Raw genomic sequence first — 26,851 nt, 5'->3', positions numbered from 1 at the left:
GTCCGCCCCGAAAGGGCAGCCCGGCCGTTCGGGCCGCTTGAGATCGGGCGTGCGCTCGGGCAGTTTCGACGCCTGTCAGACGCCGCCACGAGAGGCTCGAGCCCCATGCAGACCTTTCCCGCCATCCTGGTCACCCGCGACGACGCCACCAAGGCGCAGGCGGCGACGCTCACCGAGATCGGCCTCGCCGACCTGATGGACGGCGACGTCACGGTTGCGGTCGAGTGGTCGACGGTCAACTACAAGGACGGTCTCGCGGTCACGGGCAAGAGCCCGGTGGTGCGCCGCTTCCCAATGGTGCCCGGCATCGACTTCGCCGGTACGGTGATCGAGTCCGCCCATCCAGGCTTCGCGGCCGGCGACGCGGTCCTGCTCAACGGCTGGGGCGTGGGCGAGACCCACATGGGCGGCTACGCGGGGGTGGCGCGGGTCAAGGGCGACTGGCTGATCAAGCGTCCGGCCGCGCTCTCGGCGCGGGCCGCGATGGCGATCGGCACGGCCGGCTACACCGCCATGCTGGCCGTCATGGCGCTCGAGCGGCATGGCCTGGCGCCGGCGCGGGGCCCCGTCGTGGTGACCGGGGCGGCCGGCGGCGTCGGCTCGGTGGCGATCGCGGTCCTGGCGCGGCTCGGCTGGCATGTGATGGCGGTGACGGGCCGGACCGCCGAGGCGGACTACCTGAAAGGCCTCGGCGCGGCCGAGATCCTGGACCGGGCGGAGCTCGCCGGCCCGGCCAAGCCGCTCGCCAAGGAGCGCTGGGCGGCGGGCGTCGATTCGGTCGGGTCGACCACGCTCGCCAACGTGCTGTCCATGACGCGCTACGGCGGCGCGGTCTCGGCCTGTGGGCTCGCGGGCGGCATGGACCTGCCGACCTCGGTGGCGCCGTTCATCCTGCGCGGCGTCTCCCTCCTCGGCATCGATTCGGTGATGGCGCCGAAGCCCCTGCGCGAGGAGGCCTATGCGCGGCTCACCGCCGACCTCGATCCCGGGATCCTCGAGGGGATGACCCGCGAGATCGGGCTCGGCGATGTGTTCGAGGCGGCGCAGGACATCCTGGCCGGAAAGCTGCGCGGACGGACGGTGGTCAGGATCGGCTGACCGCGGGTCCCGCCCACCGGTGCGTGGCCCGGCCCTTGCCGGGCGGGCGCGACGCCCTGCGTCACCCCTCCGGACCGCCGCCGGGCTCCGGGCCGCCGTCCGCGGCCGCCCCGCCCTGCCCCGGCCCGCGCGCCGGGGGGAAGAGGAGCCGCTGGTAGAGCATGCCGATGCCGACGAGCACCAGGCCGAGGGCGATGAAGCTCAGCGCCCGCCAGAAGCCGGTGATGGCGGACATGTCGATCAGGAACACCTTCAGGACGGTCAGCACGATGATGCCGGCCGAGGCGAGGCGGGCGGGCTGGGAGCGCAGGACGAGGCCGGCCACCAGCATGGCGACGCCGTAGGCGAGCCAGACCGCCGAATAGGCCCAGAGCTCCGCGTCCGGCTCCGGCCCGTAGGCGAGGACCGGGCCGTGATAAGCGCGGCGGACCATCAGGGTGACCCAGGCGAAGCCGAGGAGCAGCGCGATCCCGGCGAGCAGGCCCGCATACCAGCGTGGCCGGCCGATGCGGGCGAGGCGCGCGGCGAGGCCCGCGGCCGCCGCAGGCAGGAGATAGCCGAGCAGGAGGCCGTTGAAGAAGACCCCCTCGCCGATCGAATCGCCCGTGACGAGCGGGTTCTGGGCGAGGAGGAGGCCGACGACCGCCACAACGCCGCCGACCGCGGTCAGGGTCATCGAGGCGGTGTCGTAGACCACCGAGTTCAGCCGGCCGGCCAGGCGACCGAGGCCGGCGGACATGAGGAAGCCCACGGTTGCGACGAGCCCGACCTCCTCCACGCTGGTCGAGGGCGCGAAGACGTCGCCCGCGTTGACCGCGTGGCGGATCTCGAAGAGGGCGAGCAGGCCGGCGAAGATCACCGCGAGGGCTTCGAGGGCCCGCTGCCAGACGTCGTCGCCGGAGCGGCGGAAGGTCCAGGCCGCGAAGGCGAAACCGGCGGCCGGAATGCCGTAGCCGTAGAGCAGCCAGTTGAAGACCGGCGTCGTGCCGAGGTCGTCGCCGACGATGCGCGGGTCCCAAAGGACGCGGGCGAGGACGGCGAGGCCGACGAGCGCGGCGAGCGGCCGGAGCGTCGGGATCGGCCGGGCCCGGTGGACCCAGGCGAGCGCGGGCACGATCAGGGCGAGCGCGATCGTCAACGCCCCGCGGTCGAGCCCGATGGCGAGGCCGGCGCCGAGGGCGGCCACGCTGCCGACGACATAGACGGCGACCGCGCGGGAGGGGTGGTCGGGCCGTTCCACGCGGACCAGCCGGCCGGCGGCCGCGGCGAAGACGGCCGAGAGGGCGAGGCCGGCGGTGGCGTAGGCGAAGCTCGGCTCCCAGCCCTCGACCCTCAGCCAGACCACCACCAGGCCGAGCACCGGCGGCAGGGTTCCGGCGAGCGCGAACCAGCCGGCGTTGCGGTCCGCCTCCGGCGTGCCCCGCAGGGCGCCGAGGAAGCCGATGGCGAGGTGCAGCAGGCCAGCCGTGATGGCCACGGCGAGGAAGTCCGCGATGATGCGCGGACGGAGCGCGACGAGGCCATCGGCACCGCGCGCGAAGGTGTCCTCCCAGAGGGTCGGTGCCACGTGGACCTGCCAGCCGAGCACCGACGCCAGCGCGAAGAGGCCGGAGACCAGCACCGCGGGCGCGACGCCGTTCACCCGCCAGGCGAGGCCGAAGCCGGTCAGCACGGTGGCGCCGGCGAGGAGCCGGCTGGAAAGGCCGTGCTCGTCCTGCCACTGGCCGAACAGCGCGAGCAGGGCGACGAGCGACAGCGCCAGGATGGCGAAGCGGTCGGTCGCCTTGTCCTCCACGACCGGCGAGAGGCCGTGGATGGAGACGACCAGGACGCCCGCCACCAGGGCGAGGAGGCCGGCGACGTAGCCGATATACCAGAGGGTGCGGGGATCGGGCCGGCCGAGCGTGTCGAGAATCGGCAGGCCCCAGAGGACCGCGAAGGCGAGCGCGACCGCGGCGACCCAGCGCCAGAGCTTCAGGCGCGCGATGCCGAAGGCGCTGGCGGTGACGACCAGAAGGTAGAGCACCAGGGCCGGAAGGTTCGGGGCCTCGGAGGAGACGAGCGCCGGGGTCGCGTAGCCGCCGAGGACGCCGAGGACGGCGAGCCAGGGGCCATGCAGCAGGGCGAGCGCCATGGCGCCGAGGCCGACCGCGCCGAGCAGCAGGAAGGCCGGGCCGGCGCCGACGAAGCCGTAGAGGGCGTGGGCGCCGTAGACGGTGGCGAAGGCCGCGACCGTGCCGGCCGCGGTGAGAATGCCGGGAATGTAGGCGACGTCGAGGCCGCCGATCGGCCGGGCGAGTTCGTGCCGGCGCAGGTATTCGCCGGCGGCCAGCAGGGCGGCGGCGAACAGGCCCGCCATGGCGATGCGCGCTGCGGGGCCGAAATAGCCCTGCTCGATCGAGTACTTGACCATGAAGATGCCGCCGAGCGCGAGCGCCAGGCCGCCGATCCAGACGGTCCAGCGGGTGCCGAGCGTCTCCTCCAGGCCGCGGCCCGGCGCGGCAGGGCGCGGCGCGACCGGGGGCACGGTGCCGGCGACCAGCGGCAGGTCCGGCCCGGGTGCACCTCCACTCGCCGCTTCGGCGGGCTCGCCCGGCTCGCCGGCAGGGGCGGTCTCGCGCGTCTTGCGGGTCCGGTCCGCGGCTTCGAACAGCGCGGCGGCGCGACGGCGGCGTTCGGCTTCCGCGTCCGGCGCCGGCCCGGGGACGGCCTCCCCGGTCGGAGTCGGCGCCTCGGAGGGGAGCGGAGCCGGTGCGGCGGCCGCCTCGCCGGCCGGGCGGGGCGCGCCCGTCTCGAGGCGACCGAGGCGCCGGTCGAGTTCGTCGACCCGCCGGGCGACCGCGTTGAGGGCCTGCTCGATGCGGTGGGTCTGGTCGCGCGTCTCCGTCACGCCGCGGCGCGCACCCAGCGCGATGAAGAAGCCCGCGAAGGCCATGACCGGAAGAGCGATGAGAAGCAGGATGCCGATTGCGAAAAGGCCGTCCATGGGGACTCCGGCAAGATGGGCGCCGCGAGCCGGTCCGGCCGTCCGCGGCGCGACCCCGTCCGGCGGACCGAATCCGCCGACCGTGGATTGACTGCACCCTTATTGAACAATGTTCATAACCCAGACCGCGGCGGAGCGCAAGCGGGTCTTCAGAGCCACGGGAGGCGCGCGGAGACGGCGGGGTGCGGTGGGAACCCGATCGCGCCGCGGAGGCTTCGGCCGGGACGGCGACCGCGGGGCGCTTGTCCGGGGCTGGTGCCGTTTGGTATTCCGGAGCCGGCGACCGGCGCCCGACCGGTGCGGAGGCGGCCATGACCATCGAGATCCCGGCACCCGCCAAGGTCAACCTCGCGCTCCACGTCGTCGGACGCCGGCCGGACGGCTATCACCTGCTCGATTCGATCGTCGCCTTCGCGTCGGCCGGCGACCGGATCCGGGTCGAGCCGGCCGAGGATCTCTCGCTCTCGGTGGAGGGGCCCTTCGCGTCCGCGCTCGCCGGCGAGGCGGACAATCTCGTGCTGCGCGCCGCAAGGCTCTTGCAGGCGGAGCTGATCGACCTGGAGCGGCCCGCTCCCGGTGCCCGGATCGTGCTCGACAAGAGCCTGCCGGTCGCCTCCGGGATCGGCGGAGGCTCGGCGGACGCCGCGGCGACCCTCGTGGCGCTCGACCGGCTCTGGCATGCGGATTTCGGGACGGAGCGGCTGGCGCGGCTCGGCGGGCGGCTCGGCGCGGACGTGCCCATGTGCGTGATCGGGCGGGCGGCGCGGGTCGGCGGCATCGGCGAGGTGGTCGAGCCGCTCGGGCCCCTGCCGGCCTTCGACCTCGTCCTCGTCAATCCGGGACGGCCGCTCGCGACCCCGGACGTGTTCCAGCTGCTCGAGCGGCGGGACAACCCTCCCCTGCCCGCTCCGCCGTCCCGCTTCGAGACTCTCGACACGCTGGTCGGCTACCTCGCGTCCGCGCGCAACGACCTGACGGACGCGGCGCGCCGGCTGGTCCCGGAGATCGGGTCTGTGCTGGACCGGCTCGCCGCCGACCCGGCCTGCCGGCTCGCGCGGATGTCGGGCTCCGGGGCGACATGCTACGCGCTCGCCGATCCCGGCCGCGGGGCGGGGATCGCCGAGCGCGTCGGCGGCGCGGAGCCCGGCTGGTGGGTCTCAGCCGGGTGAGGTCGGCGTCGTCAGGCGTAGGCGCGGGGCCAGTGCCGGCGGGTGTCGGTCGGCGTCTCGCCGTAGCGGCGGCGGTAGAGCTTGGCGAAGTCCCCCAGGTGGTTGAAGCCGGTCGCGATGGCGATCGACGTGATGGTGTCGTTGCCGGGCCGGGCGAGGATGCGGCTCCGGGCCGCCTCGAGGCGGCACATCATCACGTAGTCCCAGGGCGAGCAGCTCAGGTGCCGCATGAAGGTCGACTGCATGGCCCGCGGGCTGACGCCGGAGACGTCGGCGAGCTTCGCCATGCTGAGGTCGGTCGCCGAGTGCTGGCGGATGTAGTCGAGCGCGCGGTGCAAGCTGGCCGGCCCGGACGTCTTGCGGTGCACGCCGATGTAGCGGTCGAGCGCCGGCTTTAGGGGCCCCCGCAGCAGGGCCCGGAGAATCTCGCGCGCCCATGTGCCGGGCTGGGCGGCCTCCATCCCGGATGCGCGCTGGGCGAAGGCGTCCTCGAGGCGTGCCAGAACCTCCTGGCAGGTCTCGAAGTCCGGGGCTGGATCCGGGGCGAGTTCGACGGCGACCGGGTAGCCGCACAGGGCCTCGGCCTCGGTGCGCAGGAGCCGCCGGTCGACACTGACCAGGGACGCGATCGACCGCGTCTCGCCGTCCGCGGCCTGGCGCTGCGGCGGCAGGAGAACGACGACGCGGTCCGCCTTCTCCAGGGCCGGCCCCGGTCCGCTCGGGTCCCAGCACATCAGGGTCATGCCCGGCAGGTCGATGCGCAGGGGGCCCTCGAAGACGAGACCCCCTCGCGGCCGCATTAGGCTCACCGCGGCTTCAGCGGGGGGCGTCATGACGCCCACGAGTGCCAAGGCCCCATCCCGGGTCGAGCGCAGGCTCAGATTCATGTCATGCTTCATCTCAGGCCCCCCCAATGCGACCGAGGTCGCGCGGCGCTGTACGACGTGGTCCAGTTGCGAGGGCGACCCTCTGGACGGGCGCGTTCACCGGCCGAAGCCTGCCGCGGTTTTCCGTCCTCGCCTCCAGACCACATATTCAATCTGGTTATCTTATGAATGACCATACGTAAGGTAAGCTATCGAATTTCCGTATGCGCTAGTTAGTGACTTTGCGAAGGGCCGCGAATGCCACCCGGAGGTGTATGTAAATAAACGGGAAATTTCTTTCTGGTTGCGTTTGCTACGGAATTGGATGCGTTTGACACGGGTTTATCTATCGGTGAAAGCACAGCACCAGGGCGATTTTCAACTTCCCTAAAGGAACAGACATTCTAAAACGATAAGGACCAGGAATTACCCTAGGGAACATAGAAGATATGTCTTCGCCTGCGCCGACATAAATGCAATCAGAGAGGACCGCTCGGAACCGCGCAGCGATCCGAGATGCTTATGTCACTAGTTACTGAAATTTATCTGCCTGGTCAGTGGGCGCGGGCCACGCAGAACTCCACCACTTCCAGGAGCGCGCGCTTGTGCTCGCTTTCGCGGAAGGGCGCCAGGGCGTCGCGGGCGATCGAACCGTAGTGCCGCGCGCGCTCGACCGTGTCTTCCAGGGCACGATGGCGCCGCATCAGGTCCACCGCGCGGGCCAGATCGCCGTCCCGGATGTCCGCTTCCTGGAGGCACCGCGACCAAAAGGCGCGGTCCTCGTCGGAGCCGCGGCGGTAGGCCAGGACGACCGGCAAGGTAATCTTCCCCTCGCGGAAATCGTCCCCGACATTCTTGCCGAGCTTCGCGGAGGAACCGCCGTAGTCCAGGGCGTCGTCGATGAGCTGGAAGGCCAGCCCGAGGTTGGTCCCGTAGCTGCGGAAGGCGGCCTGCTCCTCGCGGGCGCGGCCGGCGACGACGGGGCCCACCTCGGCGGCGGCGGAGAAGAGCGCCGCGGTCTTGGCGCGAATCACCGCGAGGTACTCGTCCTCGGTCGTCGCCATGTTCTTGGCGGCCGCCAGTTGCATCACTTCGCCCTCGGCGATGACCGAGGCGGCGTCGGACAGGATGCCGAGAGCCTGGAGGTTGCCGACCTCCACCATCATGCGGAAGGCCTGCCCGAGCAGGAAGTCGCCGACGAGAACGCTCGCTTGGTTGCCCCAGAGCTTGCGGGCGGCGAGCTTGCCGCGGCGCATGTCGCTCTCGTCCACGACGTCGTCGTGCAGGAGCGTCGCGGTGTGCATGAACTCGACCGAGGTGGCGAGCTTGACGTGGCCGTCCCCCGCATAGCCGCACATCTGCGCGGCGGCGAGCGTCAGCATGGGTCGCAGGCGCTTGCCGCCCGACGAAATCAGATGGTTGGCGACTTCCGGGATCAGGGCCACGTCCGAACCGGCCTTGGACAGGATCAGCCGGTTTACCCGCTCCATGTCGTCCGTGACGAGGCCGACCAGCCTGTCGATGGAGGGTTCTACGGGCTGCTTCTCTTCGAACGGAACGACAACACCCACGGATGCGAGCTCCCCACCATGACTGCCGGAGAATATGTCCTGCCGGCCGACCCCGACAAGCCGCCGGTGCGGCGTCCCGCGACGAAGATCCCGGGGTCGTTTCGCGAACCCACATATACGACTATGCTTCCGGCCTAAAGCGTCCATTCAAGCCCGCCCGCAACCGAGGGGCGCTCCGGCCCGGAACCCGATGCAGGACCTGATCCGCTCCAACGACATCGTCCTCATCGCCACCGTGGAGGCCCTGCTCAACGGGGCGGGAATCGGCCACCTGCTGCTCGACAGCCACATGGCCGCGCTGGAAGGATCGCTCGGCATCCTGCCGCGCCGCATCCTGGTGGACGAGGACGACCTGCCGCGCGCGCGCCGGCTCGTCGCCGATGCGGGGCTCGGGCACGAGCTCGCCCCGGAGCCCGGGACCCGGGGACGACCGTGACCACGGCCGAGACCACGCTCGACCGGTTCCTGGGCGGCCGGCTCGCGATCGAGCAACCCGGACGCGGCCGCCACCGGGCGGGGCTCGACGCCATCCTGCTGGCGGCCCTGGTGCCCCCGGACGCCGCGGGCCATCTCGTCGACCTCGGCGCCGGCGTCGGCACGGCGGGTCTCGCCGCCGCGATCCGCGCGCCGGGGCTGCGGGTGACGCTGGTGGAGCGGGACCCGGCCGCCGTCGCCCTGGCCCGCGCCAACGCGGCCCGCCCGGAGAACGGGCTCCTCGGCCGCGTCATGGTGGCGGAGGCGGACGTGACGGCCCGGGAGGCGGCGCGGGAGGCCGCGGGGCTCGCCCGGGAAAGCGCCGACTGGGTGATCCTCAATCCTCCCTTCTTCGCCCCCGGCGCCGTCAACGCCTCGCCGGCGGCGGCGCGCGCGGCCGCCCACGTGCTGCCCGAAGGCGGCCTCGCGGCCTGGCTCAGGACCGCCGCCGCGCTCGCCAGGCCGGGCGGGCGGCTCGCCGTCGTGTTCCGGGCCGACGGCCTCGCCGAGATCCTCGCCGGGCTCGCCGGCCGCTTCGGCGCCGCCGCCGTCCGGCCGGTGCACCCGCGGGCCGGCGAGGCGGCGCACCGCATCCTGGTCACGGCGACGAAGGGCAGCCGGGCGGCCCCGGGCATCCTGCCGGGACTGGTCCTGCATCCGCCCGGGTCCAGCCGCTACCTGGACGAGGCCGACGCGGTGCTGCGGGGCGAGGCCGGGCTGGACCAGTGATCGGTCTCGAATTGCAAGGCACCGCGGGCCGAACTAGGCTCCCGCCAGCCGTCCAGCCCGTCGATTCCGCGTCCCGGAGGTTCCCATGCGCCGCGCCGTCCTCGCCCTCGCCGCCGCCCTCGTGCTCGCCGGCCCGGCCGCGGCGCAGGAAGGTCGCTACTCCGGGGCGTCCTCTATCGCCGGGGGGACCGGCAAGTGCTGGGGCAACGCCCCGGCGGACGGCGTCGTCTCGGGCGGGACCGTGACGATCCGGTACGTCGCCTATGACGGGACGCAGGCGAGCGTCTCGGCCCAACTCGGCAAGGACGGCACCTTCTCGGCGAGCCACGCCATCAAGGACGGCAAGACGATCGCGTATGCGGGCAAGGTCACGGGCCGCGGCATCGTGGCGACCTGGAAGGGCCCGGACTGCTACGGGACGCTCGACCTCTCGCGCTGAAGCCCGAGCGGGGCCGCGGTCTCCGGGCCCGGCAGGCGCCCCAGGAAGGCGTCGTAGGCGCGGCAGAACATCTCCACGTCCGGGTGCACCGGCCGCCAGCCGAGGACGCTCCGCGTCGCGCTCGTGTCGAGGACGTAGTGCGCGTCGGCGATCTCGTACTGCTCGTTGAAGAGGAGCGGCATGCCGGCCTTGTCGGCCGCCCAAAGCACCGGCTTGAGGAGCGCGGCCGGGCACGGAATCAGCACCGAGCGCGTGCCCGCATGGCGGATCACGGCCTCCAGCAGGGCCCGCGAGGTCGGCGGGCTCTCGGAACCGAGGTTGAAGGGTCCCGGCGGGCACCCCTGCTCGACCGCGAGGATGGCTGCCTCGGCGCAGTCCTCGACCGAGACCATCTGGTAGCAGTTCCGGCCCGAGCCGATCATGGGGACGGGCAGTCCGGCCCTGACGAGACGGAAGAGCTTGGCCAGGATGCCGAGCCGGCCGGGGCCGATGATCAGGCGGGGCCGGAAGACGGTCACCTGCAGGCCCGGCGCGGACCTGAGGATCTTCTCCGCCTCGAGCTTGCTCCGGCCGTAGGGGCCGATCGGGCGCTGCGGCGCGTCCGGCGGGACGGGGCTCCGCTCCGGGATGCCGTAGGTCATGTCGGTGGAGAAGAACACGAGGCGGCGTGCACCGGCCGCCTGCATGCGCGCCACCACGGCCCGCGTGCCGCCGACGTTGACGTCGGCGAACCAGGCGTCGCGCTCCCGGCGGGGCACGTCGGGGCCGAACTGGCGGGCGGCCAGGTGGTAGACGACGTCATCCGGTCCGAGGGGCAGGCGCCCGAGGTCGGCGGGGTCGCGCACGTCCCCGCGCACGAAGTCGACCCTGTCGCGCTGGTCCCCGGCGGGGTCGCGGCCGTCGAAGACGCACACCGCGCGGCCGCGTTCCAGGAGCTTGCGGACGAGCACGCGGCCGAGGAAGCCGCTGCCGCCGATCACCACGTCGGCCATGTCAGCTGCTCCTCGAAATGACGACGATGCCCAGGCAGATGAGCGCGATGCCGGCCATGCGCTCGATCCCGACATTCTCGTTGAGATAGAGGTATCCGACCGCGGCGGCGATGATGTAGCCGATCGACAGCAGCGGATAGGCGAGGCTGACTTCCGTCGACTTCAGGACCACGAGCCAGAGCCCGATGCTGACCGCGTAGAGGGCGAGGCCGGCGACCAGCCAGCCGCCGAGCAGGAGGCCGATCGCGTAGTCGATGGCGCCGGCGAGATTGGCGCCGAGGGCCGGGGCGTTCAGCATCGTCTTGCGCAGCGCGATCTGCGCGAAGGCGTTGAGGCTGACGCTCATCACGGCGATCATCAGGGTCGTCAAGGTCATGGGCAGGCTCTTTCGGGGGGCGGTCAGAGGGCGGCGAGGAAGCCCGTCAGCACGAAGGCGCCGAGGATGTAGCTGACTCGGTCGCGCAGGGCGAAGACGACCGGGTCGTCGTCGAGCTGCTTGCGGTGGCTGAGGAGCCAGATGCGGAAGGTCCAGAGCATGACGCAGGCCGGCGCGACGTAGAGCCAGACCGGGTCGGCATAGCCGGTGGTCTGGTAGCCCTGCTCGGTGACGAAGAGGAGCAGGACCACGACCGCGGCGAGGGTCGTCGAGATGCCGAAGGCGAGCGTGATCGGCCAGTCGTCGGCCTGGTAGCTGCGTCCCGGGATGACGGCGCGACCCTCGTCCCGGGCCCGCATGAGCTCGACGTGACGCTTGGCCAGGGCCATGGAGGTGAAGAACAGCGCCGAGTAGGACAGGATCCAGGGCGACATCGGCAGGTCGTGGAGGGCGATCCCCATGACGATGCGGCCGGTGAACAGGGCGCCGATGGAGGCGACGTCCAGAAGCGGGATCGCCTTGAAGCTCAAGGTGTAGACCGCCGACAGGACCAGGTAGGCGGTCAGCGCGGCGAAGAAGGCCGGCGAGAGGAGCCAGCCCAGCACGAGGCCGGCACCGAGCAGGAGGAGCGCCGCGGTGACGATCTGCAGGATGGTGATTTGCCCGGCGGCGAGCGGCCGGTGCCGCTTGGTCGCATGCAGGCGGTCGGCCTTGAGGTCGATCAGGTCGTTCAATGCATAGGTCGCCGAGGCAATCATCCCGGCGGCCAGGAAGCCGAGCAGCGTCTTCAGCATCACCAGCGGGTCGAGGGCGATGTGGCCGAGCACGGGCGGGACGCCGATCAGCAGGTTCTTGCTCCACTGGTGCACGCGGAGTTGCTTCAGCCAGACCCGCGCGGAATGGCGCGATGGTGCCATAACCTTTACGGTCACCCCCAGGGACGCGAGCTTGTCCCTGAAGCGGATGGCGGGCCCGACCAGGACGGCGACCTTGGCGTGGCGCCAGATCGGGACGTCGGCGGCGCTGTCGCCCATGTAGACGAAGCCCTGCGGGAACCGTCTCTGCAGGGCTTCCAGCTTGCCGAGCCCCTTCAGGTTGGAGTGTCCGTCGCTGCCGAGCACCGAATCGAAGCCGCCGATATGCTCGGCGACGCGGTCCGCGATGGCCTGGTCCGCGGCCGTGACGAGGTGGACCTTGCGGCCCTGGGCCTTCGCCTTGCGGATGAGTTGCACGACGTCCGCCCGGTACGCCAGATCCCGCGGATCGAACTCGGAGAGGCCGAACAACGCGCGCTTCAGTGCGGCCCGGCCGGACAGCAGGGCGGGCAGTCCCATCAGGGTTTCCAAGGGCCGTGAAAAGAAGGCCGAGACGGCGGTCTCGTGCAAGGTGTCATTGCAGATCAGAGTGCCGTCCAGGTCGACGACGAGCGGAATGGATGAGTCCACGTCCGAAATCATGGGATTTCCTGAATTGGTTACCCGAATTGGTAAACAGAGTTCTACATCGATCTACGACAATATAAGCAATTGATCGGCGTCTCGTGTCAAACAGGCACGCGAAGACTTTCGCGCCGTCGTTAACAGGCGACGGGGCGGCGGGTCGCTGGCGTCGGAAGAGGCTCGGAAGGGGACGCCCCGGTGCGGGAGGGCACGCGGCCGGGCCCGGCGAACCCGCAGGGCCCGAGGAAGGCCGGCACGACCGGGCAGGACCGGCCGTCAGGGGCCCGCTCGTCGGGTCCGGGCCTTGCGGGGGCCCGCCGGCGGCGACCGGCTCTCGCGTGTCGAAGCGCCGGCGGAGTGTCGCGGCGGCCCGGCAGGCGCCGTCACATGTTCGGGTAGTTCGGCCCGCCACCCCCCTCGGGCGTGGTCCAGGTGATGTTCTGATTGGGGTCCTTGATGTCGCAGGTCTTGCAGTGCACGCAGTTCTGCGCGTTGATCACGAAGACGGGATCGCCGTTCTTCTCCACCCACTCGTAGACGCCGGCCGGGCAATAGCGGTTGGAGGGGCCCGCGTAGGTGCCGAATTCATCGGCCCGCTGGGTGGACATGTCCTTCACCTTGAGGTGGACCGGCTGGTCCTCCTCGTGATTGGTGTTGGACAGGAACACGGAGGAGAGCCGGTCGAACGAGATCCGGCCGTCGGGCTTCGGGTAGTCGATCCGCGGCATGGTCGCCGCCGGCGCGAGGGTCGCGTGGTCCGGCTTGCCGTGGCCGAGCGTGCCGAACAGCGAGAAGCCCAGGCGCTCGTTCATCCACATGTCGAGGCCGCCGAGCGCGACGCCGCCGAGGGTGCCGAGCTTCGACCAGAGCGGCTTGACGTTGCGCACCTTCCAGAGATCGCGGCCGACCGCGGAGGCCCGCCACTCGGTCTCGATCTCCACGACCTCGTCGTTGGCGCGGCCGGCGGCGAGCGCGGCGGCGATCTTCTCGGCGGCGAGCATGCCGGACAGCATGGCGTTGTGGCTGCCCTTGATGCGAGGCACGTTGACGAAGCCCGCCGAGCAGCCGATCAGCGCGCCGCCCGGGAAGGTCAGCCGCGGCACGGACTGCCAGCCCCCCTCCGTGATGGCGCGGGCGCCGTAGGAAATCCGCTTCGCGCCTTCGAAGACGCCGCGGATCGCCGGATGGGTCTTGAAGCGCTGGAACTCCTCGAAGGGCGACAGCCAGGGGTTCTGGTAGTTCAGGTGGACCACGAAGCCGACCACCACCTGGTTGTCCTCCAGGTGATAGAGGAACGAGCCGCCGCCCGTCTTCATGTCGAGGGGCCAGCCGAAGGAATGCTGGACGAGGCCGGGCCGGTGCTTCGCCGGGTCGACGACCCAGAGCTCCTTCAGGCCGATGCCGAATTTCGGCGGCTCCCGGCCGGCGTCGAGCGAATAGCGGCGGACTAGGTCCTTGGCGAGCGAGCCGCGGGCGCCCTCGCCGATCAGCACGTACTTGCCGAGGAGCGCCATGCCGCGCGTGAAGCCGTCCTTGGGCTCGCCGTCACGGCCCAGCCCCATATCGCCGGTGGCGACGCCGATCACCCGGCCGGCTTCGTCGTAGAGCACTTCGGAGGCGGCGAAGCCGGGATAGATCTCGACCCCCAGGGCCTCCGCCTTCGCGGCGAGCCAGCGGCAGACGTTGCCGAGGCTGACGACGAAGTTGCCATGGTTGTCCATGAGCTTCGGCATCAGCAGGTTCGGCAGGCGCACGGAGCCGGCCGGGCCGAGGAACAGGAAGACGTCCTCGGTCACCGGGGTCTTGATCGGCGTGTCCTCGCCGCGCCACTCCGGCAGAAGCCGGTCGAGCGCGATCGGATCGATGACGGCGCCGGAGAGAATGTGAGCACCGACCTCCGAGCCCTTTTCGAGGACCACGACGGAAATGTCCGACCCGGCCTCCGCGGCGCACTGCTTCAACCGGATCGCGGCGGCGAGCCCGGCGGGGCCCGCGCCCACGATCACGACGTCGAACTCCATGCTCTCGCGCTCGGGCAGGTCCTGGTGCGCCATCGGGGGCTCCTCGGCTGAACGACCCGGGTGCCCGGACATGGGGACACCCTGTGGAAAACGTGTGGAAAACCGGAACGGACCGCACGCGGCTCGCCTCACGCGGGGCTCCGGTTCTATAGTGGCCCCGACCTCATAGTCGACTTGCAGGGAACGGCCAAGGTGGCGGAAGGGCTCAGTCGCGGGATCGTCGCCACCCAGGAGGCCGTCCGCGCGCTCCTCGACTGGTACCGCGCGGTCGGGGTCGACGATGCGCTCGCGGACGAACCGGTCGACCGGTTCGAGGAGAGCCGGCGCGAGGCGGAGAGCCGCAAGGCGCGCGCGGCCGCGCCGCCGCCTCCGGCAGCCGCCGCCCGGCTCCCGGCGCCGGCGGCGCCGGCCCCGGCGGTGCGCCCCGCCCCGCCTCCCCCGGAGCCGCGCGTGACGCGGCCGGCCGGGCCTCCGGCCACCGTGCCGCTGCCGCCCGAGCGGCCGCGGTTCGAGCCGCAGCCGCAGCCGGTGGCGAAGCCCGCCGTCAAGGCCGGGATCCCGGGCGACCAGGCCGTCATGGCGGCCCGCGAGGCGGCACGCTCGGCGCGGTCGCTCGACGAGCTCCGCGACATCCTGGCCGGCTTCGAGGGGTGCAACCTGCGGCTCACCGCGCGCCGGCTCGTCTTCGCGGACGGCAATCCGCAGGGGCGGCTGATGTTCGTCGGCGAGGCGCCGGGCCGGGAGGAGGACGAGCAGGGGCTGCCCTTCGTGGGCCGCTCGGGCCAGCTCCTCGACCGCATGCTGAAGGCGATCGGGCTCGACCGGTCGGGCGCCTACATCGCCAACGTGGTGCCCTGGCGGCCGCCCGGCAACCGGACGCCGACCCCGCAGGAGACGGAGATCTGCAAGCCCTTCATTCTGCGGCAGATCGAGCTCGCCGATCCGGACGTGCTCGTCTTCCTGGGCGGGGCCTCCGCCTCCGCGATCGTCGGGACGACCGAGGGGATCCTGAAGCTCCGCGGCAAGTGGCTGACTCACCGGACCGGGCAACGGGAGATCCGGGCGCTGGCGACCCTGCACCCGGCCTACCTGCTCCGCCAGCCCCTGCAGAAGCGGCTCGCCTGGCGGGACTTCCTGGCTCTCAAGGAGGCGCTCGACGGGAAACCGTAGGGTCGCTCAAATCTTACCGTCTCGCTTGACGAGACATTGCGAAACGTCCTGCAATCTGGCGAGGTGACGGGCCACGGCCGGCGGCTTCTTCGCCGACAGCGCCCGACGGGGACGCTCCATGGGGATCTCCAGCCTCGGATCCAGTTTCGACACCGTGCCGCTCGCCGGCACGCGCCCGACCGCCGCGGCTGCCCGCCCGGTGGACGAGGCCCCGCCCGCGACCCCGGCGGCTCCCGCGATCGCGGCTGCGGCCGCCCCGCCCCTGTCGCCGCAGCGCCCGGCGGCGCCCGTGCTCGGGGCCGCCCTGGCGGCGCAGGAACATGCCGGCACCCCGCCGGAGACCCGAGCGGCGGCGGCGCAGTACGCGCGGGGCCGGGCCGACGCCTGAGGCGGCCAGTGGCGCGAGGCCGGGGCGGACCCTATGTTGAGGGTCCCGCATCCTGCCCGAGGTCTCCATGGCCGTGCTCGCCGACCTGCGCCGTTCGCTCGCAAAGCTCGTTCCGGCACGTTTCCGCAAGGATCTCGTCGTCATTCCCGCCGTCCGGCTCAGCGGTCCCATCGGGCTCGTCAACCCGATCTCAGGGGGAATGACCCTGGCGACCGTGGCGGGCCGGCTGGAGCGGGCCTTCGCGGCGCCGCGCGCGCCGGCAGTGGCGATCCTGATCAACTCGCCGGGCGGTTCGCCGGTGCAGTCGCGTCTGATCTTCGAGCGGATCCGGCAGCTCGCCGAGGAGAAGGACAAGAAGGTCCTCGTCTTCATCGAGGACGTCGGCGCGTCGGGCGGCTACATGATCGCCTGCGCGGGCGACGAGATCGTCGCGGACCCGTCCTCGATCGTCGGCTCGATCGGGGTCGTGTCGGCGGGCTTCGGCTTCGTCGATCTCCTCGACAAGCTCGGCATCGAGCGCCGCGTGCACACGGCGGGCGAGAACAAGGCGGTGCTCGACCCGTTCCGGCCGGAGAAGCCGGAAGACGTGGAGCATCTGAAGGCCCTGCAGCTCGAAATCCACGAGACCTTCATCGACCTCGTGCGCGAGCGGCGCGGGTCACGGCTGCGGCACGACGAGGAGGGCCTCTTCACGGGGCTTTTCTGGACCGGGCGGAAGGCGCTGGCGCTCGGGCTGGTGGACGCCCTCGGCGACGTCCGCTCCTTCGTCAAGGAGCGCTTCGGCGCGGAGGCGAAGCTCCGCCTGATCCAGGAGCCCCGCGGCCTGTTCGGGCGCCGGCTCGGCGGGGCGGGCGGGGCGGCGCTCGGCGGCTCCCTGCCTGAACAGGCGCTCGGCGCCATCGAGGCGCGCTCCCTGTGGGCGCGCTACGGCCTCTGAGACGGCCGCCGCAACGAGGCCGGACGCGCGACAGATGCCCGCCCCGGGGGATCCCTCCTCCATTCCGCCCAAGTTCCTGCTAAGCTGGGCGGGCCGGTTTCTTCAGGAGAGGCCCGAACCCATGCCGCAGGTCTTCGTCATCGCTGCCGTCGGGGCGGCCGCGCTCGCGGGCTACAAGTTCGTGAAGCGGGAGATGGACCGGGTCGAGAAGGCGCTGAAGGCGACGCGGTCGGAGCCCGTGAAGGCGCCGGTCGAGGCCGGCACGCTGGTCCGCGGGGCGGACGGGGTCTATCGCCCGCGCGGCTGAGACCCGACCGTCAGTGGACGGTGGCGAAGGCGAACTCTTCCGTCGCCATGGGATGCAGGCCGAGCATGCGCTCGGCGAGAAGCTGCGCCTCGACGTCCTCGAGCGTGGCCGCGTCGATCATGAAGAGTTCGCCGTCCTCGTTGCCGGGAACGCGGATGTCCGACCGTTCCATCAGCGAAAAGACGAAACCGAAATTGTTTCTGCCTGTCATCGTCGCCTCCGTTCGGGCTTCGGCCCGAGGGCTTTCCACTTGGTCCCAGACTGCGCGTCGGCCACTGAACCCGCCCTGAACGGCCCTGCGGCGCGCCGTTCAGGCAAGCCGCGACGCGAGCGCCCATCGACACGGGCGCGGGGCGGGCCTATGTGGTCGGCAGCGAGCCGGGCCCTTCGATGCTGATCCTCGACCTCGACCTCACCGATCCCTTCGAGGCGCTCCTTCGCCTCGACGGCCTGGCGCGGCCCGTCTTCTTCGACAGCGCGATGCGGGATCCCCGCCTCGGCCGCTTCTCGTCGGTCGCCGCCGACCCGTTCGGGACCTTCGAGGTCCGTGGCGGGACGGCGGCGTGGAACGGCACGCCGCTCGCCGGCGACCCGCTCGACCGGCTTGCCGAGCGCCTCGCGCTCTACCGGCAGGAAACCGTTCCCGGCCCGGGGCCCTTCCAGGGCGGCGCGGCGGGGTTCCTCGCCTACGACTTCGGACGCGACCTCGAACGCCTGCCGGAGCCGGCCTTCGCGGAACCCGCGATCCCGGAGGTTCTCCTGCACTTCTACGACGTCGTCGTGTCGTTCGATCACGTGGCGAACCGCTCGTTCGTGGTTTCCACCGGGTGGCCCGAGAGTGACCCGGTGTCGCGGCGAGGACGAGCGGAGGCCCGGGCGGCCGAATTCCTCGCCCGCCTGGAGCGCCCGGCGAAGCCCGCGCTCGGGGAGGCAACGGCCGAGCTTGCGTGGGGTTCCAACTTCACCCGCGAGAGCTATGCGGCGGCGGTCGCCCGCGTGGTCGAGTGGATCCGGGCCGGGGACATCTTCCAGGCCAACATCGCCCAGCGCTTCTCCGCTCCGCTTGCCCTCGGTTTCGACCCGCTCGCCTTCTATGGGCGCCTGCGGGTCGTCAACCCCGCGCCCTTCGCGGCGTGGCTCGACTGCGGCGGGTTTCAGATCGCCTCCTCGTCGCCGGAGCGCTTCGTGACGGTGGTGGGCGACGAGGTCGAGGCCCGGCCGATCAAGGGGACGGCGCGGCGATCGCCGGACGCGCGCGAGGACGCGGCGCGGGCGGCGGAGCTGATCGCCTCGGAGAAGGACCGGGCCGAAAACGTCATGATCGTCGACCTCCTGCGCAACGACCTGTCGCGGGTCTGCCGGCCGGAGAGCGTCAAGGTGCCGGTCCTGTGCGGGCTGGAAAGCTACGCGTCGGTCCACCATCTGACGAGCGTCGTCACGGGCCGGCTCGAGGCCGGGCGCGGCCCGGTCGACCTCATCCGCGCGAGCTTCCCCGGCGGGTCCATCACGGGCGCGCCGAAGATTCGCGCGATGGAGATCATCACCGAGGTGGAGCGCTGGGCGCGCGGCGTCTACTGCGGGTCGATCGGGTTCCTGGGCTTCGACGGCTCGATGGACCTCAACATCGCCATCCGGACCGTCACGTTCCGGGACGGCGAGGCGGTGTTCCATGCGGGCGGCGGCGTGACGATGCTGTCCGACCCGGTCGCCGAATACGAGGAGACGCTCACCAAGGCGGCGCGCATCTTCGAGGCGTTCCGGCCGGAGCGCGGTGAGGGGACGGGCGGCCGGTGATCCTGGTCATCGACAACTACGACAGCTTCGTCGCCAACGTGGCGCGGCACTTCCGCATCCTCGGGGCGGAGACGCGCCTCGTCCGCAACGACGCGGTCACGGTCGCCGATATCGCCGCGATGGCGCCGGAGGCGATCGTGGTGTCCCCGGGACCCTGCACGCCGGCGGAGGCCGGGGTTTCCAACGCGGCGATCCGGGCCTTCTCGGGCCGGCTGCCCATCCTCGGCGTCTGCCTCGGCCACCAGTGCATGGGGGCGGTCGCGGGGCTGCGGGTGACGCGGGCACACACCCCGATGCACGGGCGGGCCTCGCTCGTGACCCATGACGGGACCGGAATCTTCGCCGGGCTGCCGAGCCCGCTCAGGGTCGGGCGCTACCACTCGCTCGTCGTGGAGATCGACGATCCGCAGGCGAGCCCGCTCGTCGTCACCGCGCGGTCGGAGGACGGCGAGATCATGGGCCTGGCGCACCGGAGCGAGCCGACCTGGGGCGTGCAGTTCCACCCCGAATCGGTCCTGACCGAAGGCGGACTGACGATGTTCGCCAACTTCCTCCGGCTCGCGTCGGACTGGGGCGCCGGCCGCAGCGGGCGTCCCTAGCCGCGCGCGTCAGAGCGCCTTGTGCGACCCGTCGCACATGGTCGGCTTCTGGGTCGCCTTGCAGCCGCAGAAGAAGGCCTTGCCGTCCTTGTCGGAGACCCACTCGACCGGCGTAATGCCGGTGCCCGTGTGCGAGCCGTCGCAGAAGGGCTGGTTGGCGGACCGCCCGCAGGCGCACCACCAATAGGACTCGCCGGCCTTCACCTCGACGGGATAGGGGGCCTTTTGGGCGACGACGGCTGCGGACATGGGGAATCTCCGGTTCGTTCCTGGTCGGCAGACGCTATCGCTGCGTCACCGGGGCTGTCGATCGCGAAAGTGATGGACAGTGCGTTTCGCCGGCGACGCCATCACGGGGCGCGGGACGCCCGTCGGGGCGGGGCCGCGGCCCGTCGGGTCGAATCCGCCGGGATCGTCTCAGGCGGCGCCGCCGCCCGCGGTGGCGAGCCAGGCGCCGCCGCAGGCCTTGGCGAGCTCGCGGACGCGCAGGATGTAGCTCTGGCGCTCGGTGACGGAGATCACGCCGCGGGCGTCGAGCAGGTTGAAGACGTGGCTCGCCTTGATGCACTGGTCGTAGGCGGGCAGCGCCATCCGGTGGCGGCTCCTGTCCGCGTCGACCCAACCGGCGTCCAGATACTTCCGGCAGGCGGCCTCGGCCATGCGGAACTGCTCGAACAGCATCTCCGTGTCGGAGTGTTCGAAATTGTGGCGGGAGTATTCCTGCTCGGCCTGCAGGAAGACGTCGCCGTAGGTCACCTTGGCGTCGCCCTCGTAGCCGTTGAAATTCAGGTCGTAGACGTTGTCGACGCCCTGGACGTACATGGCGAGGCGCTCGAGGCCGTAGGTCAGTTCGCCGGAGACGGGCGCGCATTCGTAGCCGGCGACCTGCTGGAAGTAGGTGAACTGGCTCACCTCCATGCCGTCGCACCAGCATTCCCAGCCGAGTCCCCAGGCCCCGAGAGTCGGGCTCTCCCAGTCGTCCTCGACGAAGCGGATGTCGTGCAGGGCCGGATCGATGCCGATGGCGTAGAGGCTCTTCAGGTAGAGTTCCTGCAGGTTCGGCGGGTTCGGCTTCAGGATCACCTGGTACTGGTAATAGTGCTGCAGCCGGTTCGGGTTCTCGCCGTAGCGGCCGTCCTTCGGGCGGCGGGAGGGCTGCACGTAGGCGGCGCGCCAGGGGTTCGGGCCGAGGGCGCGCAACGTCGTCGCAGGGTGGAAGGTGCCCGCGCCGACCTCCATGTCGTAGGGCTGCAGGATGACGCAGCCGTAGTCGGCCCAGAAGCGCTGGAGCGTCAGGATCAGCCCCTGGAAGGACCGGTCGGGACGCATGTGGGCGGGGAGCGCGGGGTCGATCATGGCGGGCCCGTCGGATGCCTGGCGGATTGCGCGCGGACCCTAGTCGGCGGGGATCATGCGGTCAATCGGCGAGCGAGACCCCCGGGTCGGCCCCCGTCGCCCGCCGGATGTCGTCGAGCAGGGCGGCGAGCACGGCCCGGGCCACGGGCGAACGGGCGGCGCCCGGGACCGGCCGGTCCTCGATCGCCGTCACGGGCAGGACCAGGCGGACGCTGTTGGTCAGGAAGACCTCGTCGGCCTCGGCCAGGTCGGCCAGGGCGAGGCTCGCCTCGCGCGGCGCCAGGCCGAGCGCGGGAGCGGCCTCGAGCACCGCGGCCCGGGCGACGCCGGGGAGGATGCCGTCGGAGACCGGCGGGGTCGTGAGGACCCGACCGTGGACCGCGAAGACGTTCGCCATGGTGGCGCAGGCGACCCGGTCGGCCGTGTCGAGGAAGAGAGCGTCGTCGAAGCCGCGGGCGGCCGCCGCCGCGGTGGCCAGGACGGGGTCGAGGTAGCCGAGCGTCTTCAGGCGGCTCGTCGGCGAGCGGTCGTTGCGGCGCGCCTCGGCGAGGGCGAGCCGGACGGGGCGGAACACGATGGCGGGCGACCAGGGCGCCGCGGTGGCGAGGAGGGTCGGGGTCGGCGCGTCCGGCGGCTTCAGGCCCCGGGGACCCGGGCCGCGGGTGAGCGTCAGCCGGACGGTGGCGGCGGCCGGCGCCTCGGCGAGCACGGCCGCGAGGGTCTCCTCGAGAGTGGCGCGCGCGACCGGGATGGCCAACTGGGCTGCGCCGGCCGCCAACCGCTCCAGGTGCGCCTCACCGCGCCAGGCGTGGCCGCCGAAGGCCACCAGCGTGTCGAAGAGGCCGTCGCCGAGAAGCAGGCCGCGATCGGATAGGTCGAAGGGCGCGGTCGGGCCGTCGACGCGGCGGCCGTTCAGGATGGGCATGGGCTCTCCGGCTGCTGCTGACGGGCTTCTCTACCGAGGACCTAGCAAGGGACCGGACCCGTGTCAGCCCGAGGTTCTTCCCGCCGGCGGGTTTTCCGAAACGCGGCGGACCGATACGGTTGCGCCGGGGCGATCGGAGGCGGCCGGTGGACAGCGAATGGCAGGCCAGGCAGGCCGAGATGGAAGACTGGTACGCCACGTTCGCCGCGGACGAGGCCCGGGCCGCGCAACTCCTCGACTACGAATACCGTCCGCATGCCGCCGCGCTGGCAGCCTTCCGGGGCGACGTGCTGGACATCGGCGGAGGCGCCGGGCTCGCGGCCGGGTTTCTCCGCGCCGACGTGCGCTATGTCGTGCTCGATCCCAGTCCGAGTTGGAACGAGGCGCCCTGGCCGGACATTCGTCGACGGCTGTCTCCGGCGGCGGTCGAGCCGGACTTCGTCTCGGGGGTCGGCGAGGCCTTGCCCTTCGGGGATTGCAGCTTCGACGGTGCCCTGTCCTTCTGGAGCTTCAACCACGCGCAAGACCCTGAACGCTGCGTGGCCGAGATGCACCGCGTGCTGCGTCCCGGCGGGGTGGCCCTCGTGGTCCTGGAGGACGTCGAACCGACCTGGCGGGACGTCGCGAGGCTGGCTCTCGAGGAGCTGCGCTACCGGGTGACGGGCCGAGGGGCGAGCCGCCTGCACTGGCACCAGCCAGGGCTGGAGACGAGCGTCGAGACCGCGAGGCGGAAGCTCTCCGCGTCCGGATGGCCGCTGCAGGCCGATCACGTCAGGATCACGGATGCCGACTGGCATCGCTGGATCAAGGGGCGCTTCGTTGTCCGAGACCGGCGCTGGGTGGACGGCTTCCTGACCTTCGACCTGGAACGACCCGCATAGGCCCTTGCGGACCACCCTGGCTCAGGCGCCCTGGAGCTTGCCGCGCTTCAGGTGCTCGTCGAGCCTCGGCATGATCTCGACGAAGTTGCAGGGGCGGTGGCGGTAGTCGAGCTGGGCGGCGAGGATGCCGTCCCAGGCGTCGCGGCAGGCGCCGGGCGAGCCGGGGAGGCAGAACACGAAGGTCCGGCCGGCCACCCCGGCGGTCGCGCGGGACTGGATCGTCGAGGTGCCGATCTTGTCGTAGGAGAGGCGGTGGAACACGGCCGAGAAGCCGTCCATGCGCTTGTCGAACAGGGGCTCCAGGGCGTCGGGCGTCACGTCGCGGCCGGTGAAGCCCGTGCCGCCCGTGGTGATGACCACGTCGATCCGCTCCTCGGAGATCCAGGTGCTGACAATCATGCGGATCTCGTCCACGTCGTCGGGCACGATGGCGCGCTCGATCACCTCGTGGCCGGCCGTTCGGACGAGGTCCTCGAGGGTCTGGCCGGACCGGTCGTCGGCGAGCGTGCGGGTGTCCGAAACGGTCAGGATGGCGATCCGGACGGGGATGAAGGGCCGGCTTTCGTCGATACGCGCCATCGCGGTCTCCCTGGTTGCGGCGGGACCCTGCCCGACCGCGCCTCGGCCGTCTTTGACATGGATGAAACGAAGCGGCGAGCGCTCAGGCGACCGCGTCCCGCCGCGGTTCGGCGCGGCACTCGGCCCTGCGAACGGCCAGGATGGCGCCGACCACGCCGGGGAAGCGGCGCTCGATCTCGTCGAGCCGCAGCCGGTTCAGGAGTTCGACGCCGCGCCGCTCGCTGCGCACCAGGCCGGCCTCGCGCAGGATGCGGAAGTGGTGGGAGAGGGTGGACTTGGAGAGGCCCTGCAGTTCCTTGGCGGAGCTGATGCAGTTCATCTCGCAGCTGGCCGCCGAGAGGCACAGCACGATGTCGAGCCGGACCGGGTCGGAGAGGGCGTGGAGCAGGCCCGCGAGCGTGAGCTCGTCGATGCTGGGATGCGCGAGTGGACGCATGACGATGGATCCGCTTCCCTGGTTGCGTCGAGCCGCGCCGGCTCCGAGGCCCCGGGCGCCGCACCCGCCGGGTCGCGCGCCGTCGCGTCCAATGTGGTCAATGCCGCGGCGTGATTCAATCGCGTGACATCGGGCTGTCGGCAAGTTGATCGAGGCTCACTGAAGCGCGGCGGGCTTTACGCCCGTGCCCGTTCGGCCTAACTCACCGCAACGCGGCGGCTCCTGGCCGCCCGAAGGGAGGCGCATGCCCACGGACTGGTCGATCGACGCCATCCTGGCCTTCATCGCGGCCAACAAGGGCTGGGGCACGCTCCTGGTCGGCCTGATGGCCTTCGGCGAGTCGCTCGCCTTCGTGGGCGTGCTGATCCCGGCGACCACCGTCCTGATCGCCGCCGGGGCGCTCGTCGGGGCCGGCGCCCTGCCGTTCTGGGAGGTCTGGGCCGGCGGCGCGATCGGGGCGTCCCTCGGCGACGCCATCAGCTACTGGATCGGCCGCCGCCTCGGGCCGGGCGTCGAGCAGATGTGGCCGTTCCGGAGCCGGCCCCACTGGCTGGCGGCCGGCGAGCGGGTCTTCGCGCGCTGGGGCTGGGCCGCGGTCTTCTTCGGGCGCTTCATCGGACCGCTGAGGGCGACGGTGCCGCTCGCGGCCGGGATCATGGCCATGCCGCACTGGACCTTCCAGGCCGTCAACGTCGCTTCCGCCATCGTCTGGATCCCGGTTCTGGTCGCGCCCGGCGCGGCGGTCTCGTGGCTGGTCGACCTCGGGCGGGGGGGACGCTGGTGGGAAGCGGCCGGGCTCGGGGCCCTGCTCCTGGCCGGGCTGGCGGGGCTCGTGCTCTTCGTCCGGCGCAACGCGCCGCGCTGGCTCGGCGACGGCGGACGGGCCAGGAAGCGCGGCGACTGAGCCTTCCCGGCCACGGCGTCGGGCCCGCGCGAGGTACGCGCCTTGCCTTTCGCGGCGCCTGCCCCACACTCAGGCCGATCGACCTCGTTCCTGGAGCCCGCATGACGGATTTCGCCGCTGCCGCCGAGACCTTCATCCGCGAACACCACGTCTGGGCGGGCGTGCTCGTCGGGCTCCTCACCTTCGCCGAATCCCTTGCCTTCGTGAGCTTCTTCGTGCCGGCCACCGCTATCCTGATCGCGGCCGGCGGGCTGGTCGGCGCCGGCATGGTGCCGCTCCTCGACCTGGTGGTCGGCGGGGTCGCGGGCTGCCTCGTCGGCGACACGGTGTCGTACTGGCTCGGCCGCCGCCTCGGCCCGCACGCCGACCGGGTGTGGCCGTTCCGGACCCGGCCGGAGATGCTCGCCAAGGGCAACGCCTTCTTCGCCCGGCACGGGTGGTGGGGCGTGTTCGCCGGGCGCTTCTTCGGACCGCTCAGGGCCGTGGTGCCGCTCTCGGCCGGCATCATGGGCATGCGCCACGGGCTGTTCCAGGGCGTCAGCTTCGGCTCCGCCCTCCTGTTCGTACCCGCCATGCTGGCCCCCGGGGCCGTGGTGGCGAAGGGCGCCGAGCACGCGGACTCCTGGACCGCCCTCCCCGCCCTGACCATCCTGGGGACCCCCATCCTGATCGGCGGATATTTCCTGGCGAAGAAGATGCGGGCCCGCACGGGGGGCTGACCCGGACGGGGCGTCCGTCTCCGCGGCCGAGAAGAGCCGCTCCGCCTGGCTCCGTCGTCTATTCGGCGGCCACGGCCGGCGGGATCGGGGCGGGGCGGTCCCACTTCAGCTTCGGGGAGCGCGCCGCGCGGGTCTCGTCCAGCCTGCGGCGCGGGGCGAAGCGCGGCGCCTGCGTGAAGCGGGCCGTGTCGCCGCGCTGCGCCGCCATCACGAGGTCTCGCAGCGTGGCGACGAAGAGGTCGAGGCTCGCCTTGGATTCGCTCTCGGTCGGCTCGATCAGCATGGCGCCGTGGACGACCAGGGGGAAGTACATGGTCATCGGGTGGTAGCCCTCGTCGATCATCGCCTTGGCGAAGTCGAGCGTGGTGACGCCGGTGTCCTTCAGGAAGCGATCGTCGAACAGCACCTCGTGCATGGACGGGTGGTTGGGGAAGGGCAGCGTCATCAAGTCGGCGAGGCCGGCGCGCACGTAGTTGGCGGCCAGCACGGCGTCCTCGGAGGCCTGGCGCATGCCGTCCGAGCCATGACTCAGCATGTAGGCGAGCGCGCGGGTGAACATGCCCATCTGGCCGTGGAAGGCGGTCATGCGGCCGAACGGGGTCTCGCCGTCGCGGGTGGCGGCGGGCGTCTCGACGAGCACCGGCGTGCCGTTCTCCATTCGCACGAAGGGCAGCGGCGCGAAAGGCGCGAGGCGGCCCGACAGGACGACCGGCCCGGCGCCCGGGCCGCCGCCGCCGTGGGGCGTCGAGAAGGTCTTGTGCAGGTTAATGTGCATGGCGTCGACGCCGAGGTCGCCGGGCAGGACCTTGCCGACGATGGCGTTGAAGTTGGCGCCGTCGGCGTAGAAGTAGGCGCCCGCCGCGTGGACCGCCTCGGCAATCGCCGCCACCTCGGGCTCGAAGATGCCGCAGGTGTTGGGATTGGTCAGCATGATGGCGGCGACGTCGGGTCCGAGCAGGCGCTTCACCTCCTCGACGTCGACCGTGCCGTCGGCGCGGGCGGGCACGTCGCGGACCGTCATGCCGATCAGGGCGGCGGTCGCCGGGTTGGTGCCGTGGGCGGATTCGGGCACGAGCACGACGTTGCGCTCCTCGCCCCGCGCGCGGATCGCGGCCTTGATGGCCATCATGCCGCAGAGCTCGCCGTGGGCCCCCGCCTTCGGGCTCATGGCGACGGCCTGCATGCCGGTCAGCGCGCAGAGCCAGCGGCCGAGCTCGGCGATCACCTCGACGGCGCCCCTGACGGTCGACAGCGGCTGGAGCGGATGGGCGTCGGAGAAGCCGGGCAGCCGGGCCATCTTCTCGTTGAGGCGCGGGTTGTGCTTCATCGTGCAGGAGCCGAGCGGATAGAGGCCGGTGTCGATCGAGTAGTTCGACCGGGACAGGCGCACGTAGTGGCGCATGGCCTCGGGCTCGGTCAGGCCGGGCAGGTCGATCGGCGTCGTGCGGCGGTGCGCGCCGAGGCGCGGCGGCACGCCCTCGGGCTCGGGCAGGTCGACGCCGGTGGTCTCGGCGCGGCCGATCTCGAAGAGCAGCGGCTCCTCGACCCGCAGCGCGCGATTGCCGGTGAAGGTCCAGGGCGTGTGCGCCTGGAAGGTCTCGGGGCGGGTGGGGCGACCCTGGTCGTTCAGCATGGGGTCCTCTCGCTTGGGGCGGCGCCGCGCTCTGGGCGCGCGCTCGTGATGGCGTCCGGCGGC

Annotated in this window: 28 protein-coding genes; 14 read left to right on the top strand and 14 right to left on the bottom strand. The window is 71.8% G+C overall.

Annotation, left to right across the window (positions count from 1 at the left end):
- Positions 1 to 105 precede the first annotated feature (105 nt).
- Positions 106 to 1,098, top strand: coding sequence for an acrylyl-CoA reductase (NADPH) (gene acuI / locus WBG79_RS05935; RefSeq protein WP_337356184.1), 993 nt, complete (start codon positions 106 to 108; stop codon positions 1,096 to 1,098).
- 61 nt (positions 1,099 to 1,159) lie between these two features.
- Here acuI and WBG79_RS05930 read toward each other — a convergent pair whose 3' ends face one another.
- Entirely contained in the window at positions 1,160 to 4,084 is a 2,925-nt protein-coding gene (locus WBG79_RS05930) for a DUF2339 domain-containing protein (protein ID WP_337356183.1), read from the bottom strand.
- 311 nt (positions 4,085 to 4,395) lie between these two features.
- On the opposite strand from WBG79_RS05930, the gene WBG79_RS05925 reads away from it, so the two are divergent.
- Positions 4,396 to 5,253 (top strand): 4-(cytidine 5'-diphospho)-2-C-methyl-D-erythritol kinase, encoded by an 858-nt coding sequence (locus WBG79_RS05925; RefSeq protein WP_337356182.1) that lies wholly within the window; start codon positions 4,396 to 4,398, stop codon positions 5,251 to 5,253.
- A gap of 11 nt (positions 5,254 to 5,264) precedes the next feature.
- Here the strand turns inward: WBG79_RS05925 and WBG79_RS05920 are convergent, their stop codons facing one another.
- Both WBG79_RS05920 and WBG79_RS05915 read right to left on the bottom strand, forming a co-directional pair.
- Positions 5,265 to 6,140: a helix-turn-helix domain-containing protein gene (locus WBG79_RS05920; protein WP_337356181.1), complete on the bottom strand. Its 876-nt coding sequence runs from the start codon at positions 6,138 to 6,140 to the stop codon at positions 5,265 to 5,267.
- Between the two features lie 533 nt (positions 6,141 to 6,673).
- Entirely contained in the window at positions 6,674 to 7,690 is a 1,017-nt protein-coding gene (locus WBG79_RS05915; protein WP_337356180.1) for a polyprenyl synthetase family protein, read from the bottom strand.
- Positions 7,691 to 7,880: 190 nt separating this feature from the next.
- Between WBG79_RS05915 and WBG79_RS05910 the strand changes: the two genes are divergently transcribed.
- The 3 genes from WBG79_RS05910 (at position 7,881) to WBG79_RS05900 (ending at position 9,332) form a co-directional block, all read left to right on the top strand.
- Complete coding sequence (locus WBG79_RS05910; protein ID WP_337356179.1) at positions 7,881 to 8,126, top strand: putative signal transducing protein; 246 nt, start codon at positions 7,881 to 7,883, stop codon at positions 8,124 to 8,126.
- Complete coding sequence (locus tag WBG79_RS05905; RefSeq protein ID WP_337356178.1) at positions 8,123 to 8,893, top strand: tRNA1(Val) (adenine(37)-N6)-methyltransferase; 771 nt, start codon at positions 8,123 to 8,125, stop codon at positions 8,891 to 8,893. The genes WBG79_RS05910 and WBG79_RS05905 overlap by 4 nt, the downstream gene beginning before the upstream one ends.
- Before the next feature lie 85 nt (positions 8,894 to 8,978).
- Positions 8,979 to 9,332, top strand: coding sequence for a hypothetical protein (locus tag WBG79_RS05900; protein WP_337356177.1), 354 nt, complete (start codon positions 8,979 to 8,981; stop codon positions 9,330 to 9,332).
- On the opposite strand, the gene WBG79_RS05895 is transcribed toward WBG79_RS05900, so the two are convergent.
- The 4 genes from WBG79_RS05895 to WBG79_RS05880 all read right to left on the bottom strand — a co-directional run bounded on the left by WBG79_RS05895 (position 9,305) and on the right by WBG79_RS05880 (position 14,193).
- Positions 9,305 to 10,324, bottom strand: a complete 1,020-nt coding sequence (locus WBG79_RS05895; RefSeq protein WP_337356176.1) for an NAD-dependent epimerase/dehydratase family protein — start codon at positions 10,322 to 10,324, stop codon at positions 9,305 to 9,307. The genes WBG79_RS05900 and WBG79_RS05895 overlap by 28 nt on opposite strands.
- A 1-nt stretch (position 10,325) precedes the next feature.
- On the bottom strand, positions 10,326 to 10,700 hold the full coding sequence (locus WBG79_RS05890; protein ID WP_337356175.1) for an EamA family transporter: 375 nt from the start codon (positions 10,698 to 10,700) through the stop codon (positions 10,326 to 10,328).
- Between the two features lie 23 nt (positions 10,701 to 10,723).
- Positions 10,724 to 12,157: a UbiA family prenyltransferase gene (locus tag WBG79_RS05885; RefSeq protein ID WP_337356174.1), complete on the bottom strand. Its 1,434-nt coding sequence runs from the start codon at positions 12,155 to 12,157 to the stop codon at positions 10,724 to 10,726.
- 365 nt (positions 12,158 to 12,522) lie between these two features.
- Positions 12,523 to 14,193: an electron transfer flavoprotein-ubiquinone oxidoreductase gene (locus WBG79_RS05880; RefSeq protein WP_337356173.1), complete on the bottom strand. Its 1,671-nt coding sequence runs from the start codon at positions 14,191 to 14,193 to the stop codon at positions 12,523 to 12,525.
- 159 nt (positions 14,194 to 14,352) lie between these two features.
- On the opposite strand from WBG79_RS05880, the gene WBG79_RS05875 reads away from it, so the two are divergent.
- The 4 genes from WBG79_RS05875 (at position 14,353) to WBG79_RS05860 (ending at position 16,962) form a co-directional block, all read left to right on the top strand.
- Positions 14,353 to 15,330 carry a uracil-DNA glycosylase gene (locus WBG79_RS05875; protein WP_337356172.1) on the top strand — a complete coding sequence of 326 codons (978 nt, stop codon included), beginning with the start codon at positions 14,353 to 14,355 and terminating at the stop codon, positions 15,328 to 15,330.
- A 118-nt stretch (positions 15,331 to 15,448) separates the two neighbouring features.
- On the top strand, positions 15,449 to 15,718 hold the full coding sequence (locus WBG79_RS05870) for a hypothetical protein (protein ID WP_337356171.1): 270 nt from the start codon (positions 15,449 to 15,451) through the stop codon (positions 15,716 to 15,718).
- An 85-nt stretch (positions 15,719 to 15,803) separates the two neighbouring features.
- Entirely contained in the window at positions 15,804 to 16,655 is an 852-nt protein-coding gene (locus tag WBG79_RS05865) for a S49 family peptidase (protein ID WP_337357894.1), read from the top strand.
- A 121-nt stretch (positions 16,656 to 16,776) separates the two neighbouring features.
- Positions 16,777 to 16,962, top strand: a complete 186-nt coding sequence (locus tag WBG79_RS05860) for a hypothetical protein (RefSeq protein WP_337356170.1) — start codon at positions 16,777 to 16,779, stop codon at positions 16,960 to 16,962.
- A gap of 10 nt (positions 16,963 to 16,972) precedes the next feature.
- Here the strand turns inward: WBG79_RS05860 and WBG79_RS05855 are convergent, their stop codons facing one another.
- Positions 16,973 to 17,173 (bottom strand): hypothetical protein, encoded by a 201-nt coding sequence (locus WBG79_RS05855; protein WP_337356169.1) that lies wholly within the window; start codon positions 17,171 to 17,173, stop codon positions 16,973 to 16,975.
- Between the two features lie 179 nt (positions 17,174 to 17,352).
- Between WBG79_RS05855 and pabB the strand changes: the two genes are divergently transcribed.
- Positions 17,353 to 18,756 (top strand): aminodeoxychorismate synthase component I, encoded by a 1,404-nt coding sequence (pabB, locus tag WBG79_RS05850; RefSeq protein ID WP_337356168.1) that lies wholly within the window; start codon positions 17,353 to 17,355, stop codon positions 18,754 to 18,756.
- A complete protein-coding gene (locus WBG79_RS05845; protein ID WP_337356167.1) occupies positions 18,753 to 19,355 on the top strand; it encodes an anthranilate synthase component II in 603 nt (200 codons plus the stop codon). The genes pabB and WBG79_RS05845 overlap by 4 nt, the downstream gene beginning before the upstream one ends.
- Before the next feature lie 9 nt (positions 19,356 to 19,364).
- Here WBG79_RS05845 and WBG79_RS05840 read toward each other — a convergent pair whose 3' ends face one another.
- The 3 genes from WBG79_RS05840 to WBG79_RS05830 form a co-directional block, all read right to left on the bottom strand.
- Entirely contained in the window at positions 19,365 to 19,604 is a 240-nt protein-coding gene (locus WBG79_RS05840) for a CDGSH iron-sulfur domain-containing protein (protein ID WP_337356166.1), read from the bottom strand.
- 168 nt (positions 19,605 to 19,772) lie between these two features.
- Complete coding sequence (locus tag WBG79_RS05835; protein WP_337356165.1) at positions 19,773 to 20,711, bottom strand: glycine--tRNA ligase subunit alpha; 939 nt, start codon at positions 20,709 to 20,711, stop codon at positions 19,773 to 19,775.
- 61 nt (positions 20,712 to 20,772) lie between these two features.
- On the bottom strand, positions 20,773 to 21,636 hold the full coding sequence (locus WBG79_RS05830) for an aminotransferase class IV (RefSeq protein WP_337356164.1): 864 nt from the start codon (positions 21,634 to 21,636) through the stop codon (positions 20,773 to 20,775).
- A gap of 146 nt (positions 21,637 to 21,782) precedes the next feature.
- Between WBG79_RS05830 and WBG79_RS05825 the strand changes: the two genes are divergently transcribed.
- A complete protein-coding gene (locus tag WBG79_RS05825; RefSeq protein ID WP_337356163.1) occupies positions 21,783 to 22,517 on the top strand; it encodes a class I SAM-dependent methyltransferase in 735 nt (244 codons plus the stop codon).
- 21 nt (positions 22,518 to 22,538) lie between these two features.
- On the opposite strand, the gene moaB is transcribed toward WBG79_RS05825, so the two are convergent.
- Both moaB and WBG79_RS05815 read right to left on the bottom strand, forming a co-directional pair.
- Positions 22,539 to 23,096: a molybdenum cofactor biosynthesis protein B gene (gene moaB / locus WBG79_RS05820; RefSeq protein ID WP_337356162.1), complete on the bottom strand. Its 558-nt coding sequence runs from the start codon at positions 23,094 to 23,096 to the stop codon at positions 22,539 to 22,541.
- Between the two features lie 82 nt (positions 23,097 to 23,178).
- On the bottom strand, positions 23,179 to 23,532 hold the full coding sequence (locus WBG79_RS05815; RefSeq protein WP_337356161.1) for an ArsR/SmtB family transcription factor: 354 nt from the start codon (positions 23,530 to 23,532) through the stop codon (positions 23,179 to 23,181).
- A gap of 244 nt (positions 23,533 to 23,776) precedes the next feature.
- On the opposite strand from WBG79_RS05815, the gene WBG79_RS05810 reads away from it, so the two are divergent.
- Together WBG79_RS05810 and WBG79_RS05805 are read left to right on the top strand one after the other, a co-directional pair.
- Positions 23,777 to 24,436 carry a DedA family protein gene (locus WBG79_RS05810; protein ID WP_337356160.1) on the top strand — a complete coding sequence of 220 codons (660 nt, stop codon included), beginning with the start codon at positions 23,777 to 23,779 and terminating at the stop codon, positions 24,434 to 24,436.
- 101 nt (positions 24,437 to 24,537) lie between these two features.
- A complete protein-coding gene (locus WBG79_RS05805) occupies positions 24,538 to 25,155 on the top strand; it encodes a DedA family protein (protein ID WP_337356159.1) in 618 nt (205 codons plus the stop codon).
- A 58-nt stretch (positions 25,156 to 25,213) separates the two neighbouring features.
- Here the strand turns inward: WBG79_RS05805 and gcvPB are convergent, their stop codons facing one another.
- A complete protein-coding gene (gcvPB, locus tag WBG79_RS05800; RefSeq protein ID WP_337356158.1) occupies positions 25,214 to 26,788 on the bottom strand; it encodes an aminomethyl-transferring glycine dehydrogenase subunit GcvPB in 1,575 nt (524 codons plus the stop codon).
- Positions 26,789 to 26,851: the final 63 nt, after the last annotated feature.

Origin of the sequence: Prosthecomicrobium sp. N25 (genome assembly GCF_037203705.1) — a bacterium.
Taxonomy (GTDB): domain Bacteria; phylum Pseudomonadota; class Alphaproteobacteria; order Rhizobiales; family Ancalomicrobiaceae; genus Prosthecodimorpha.
The sequence above is the reverse complement of the archived record's forward strand: the minus strand, read 5'-3'. Positions and strand labels throughout refer to the sequence as shown.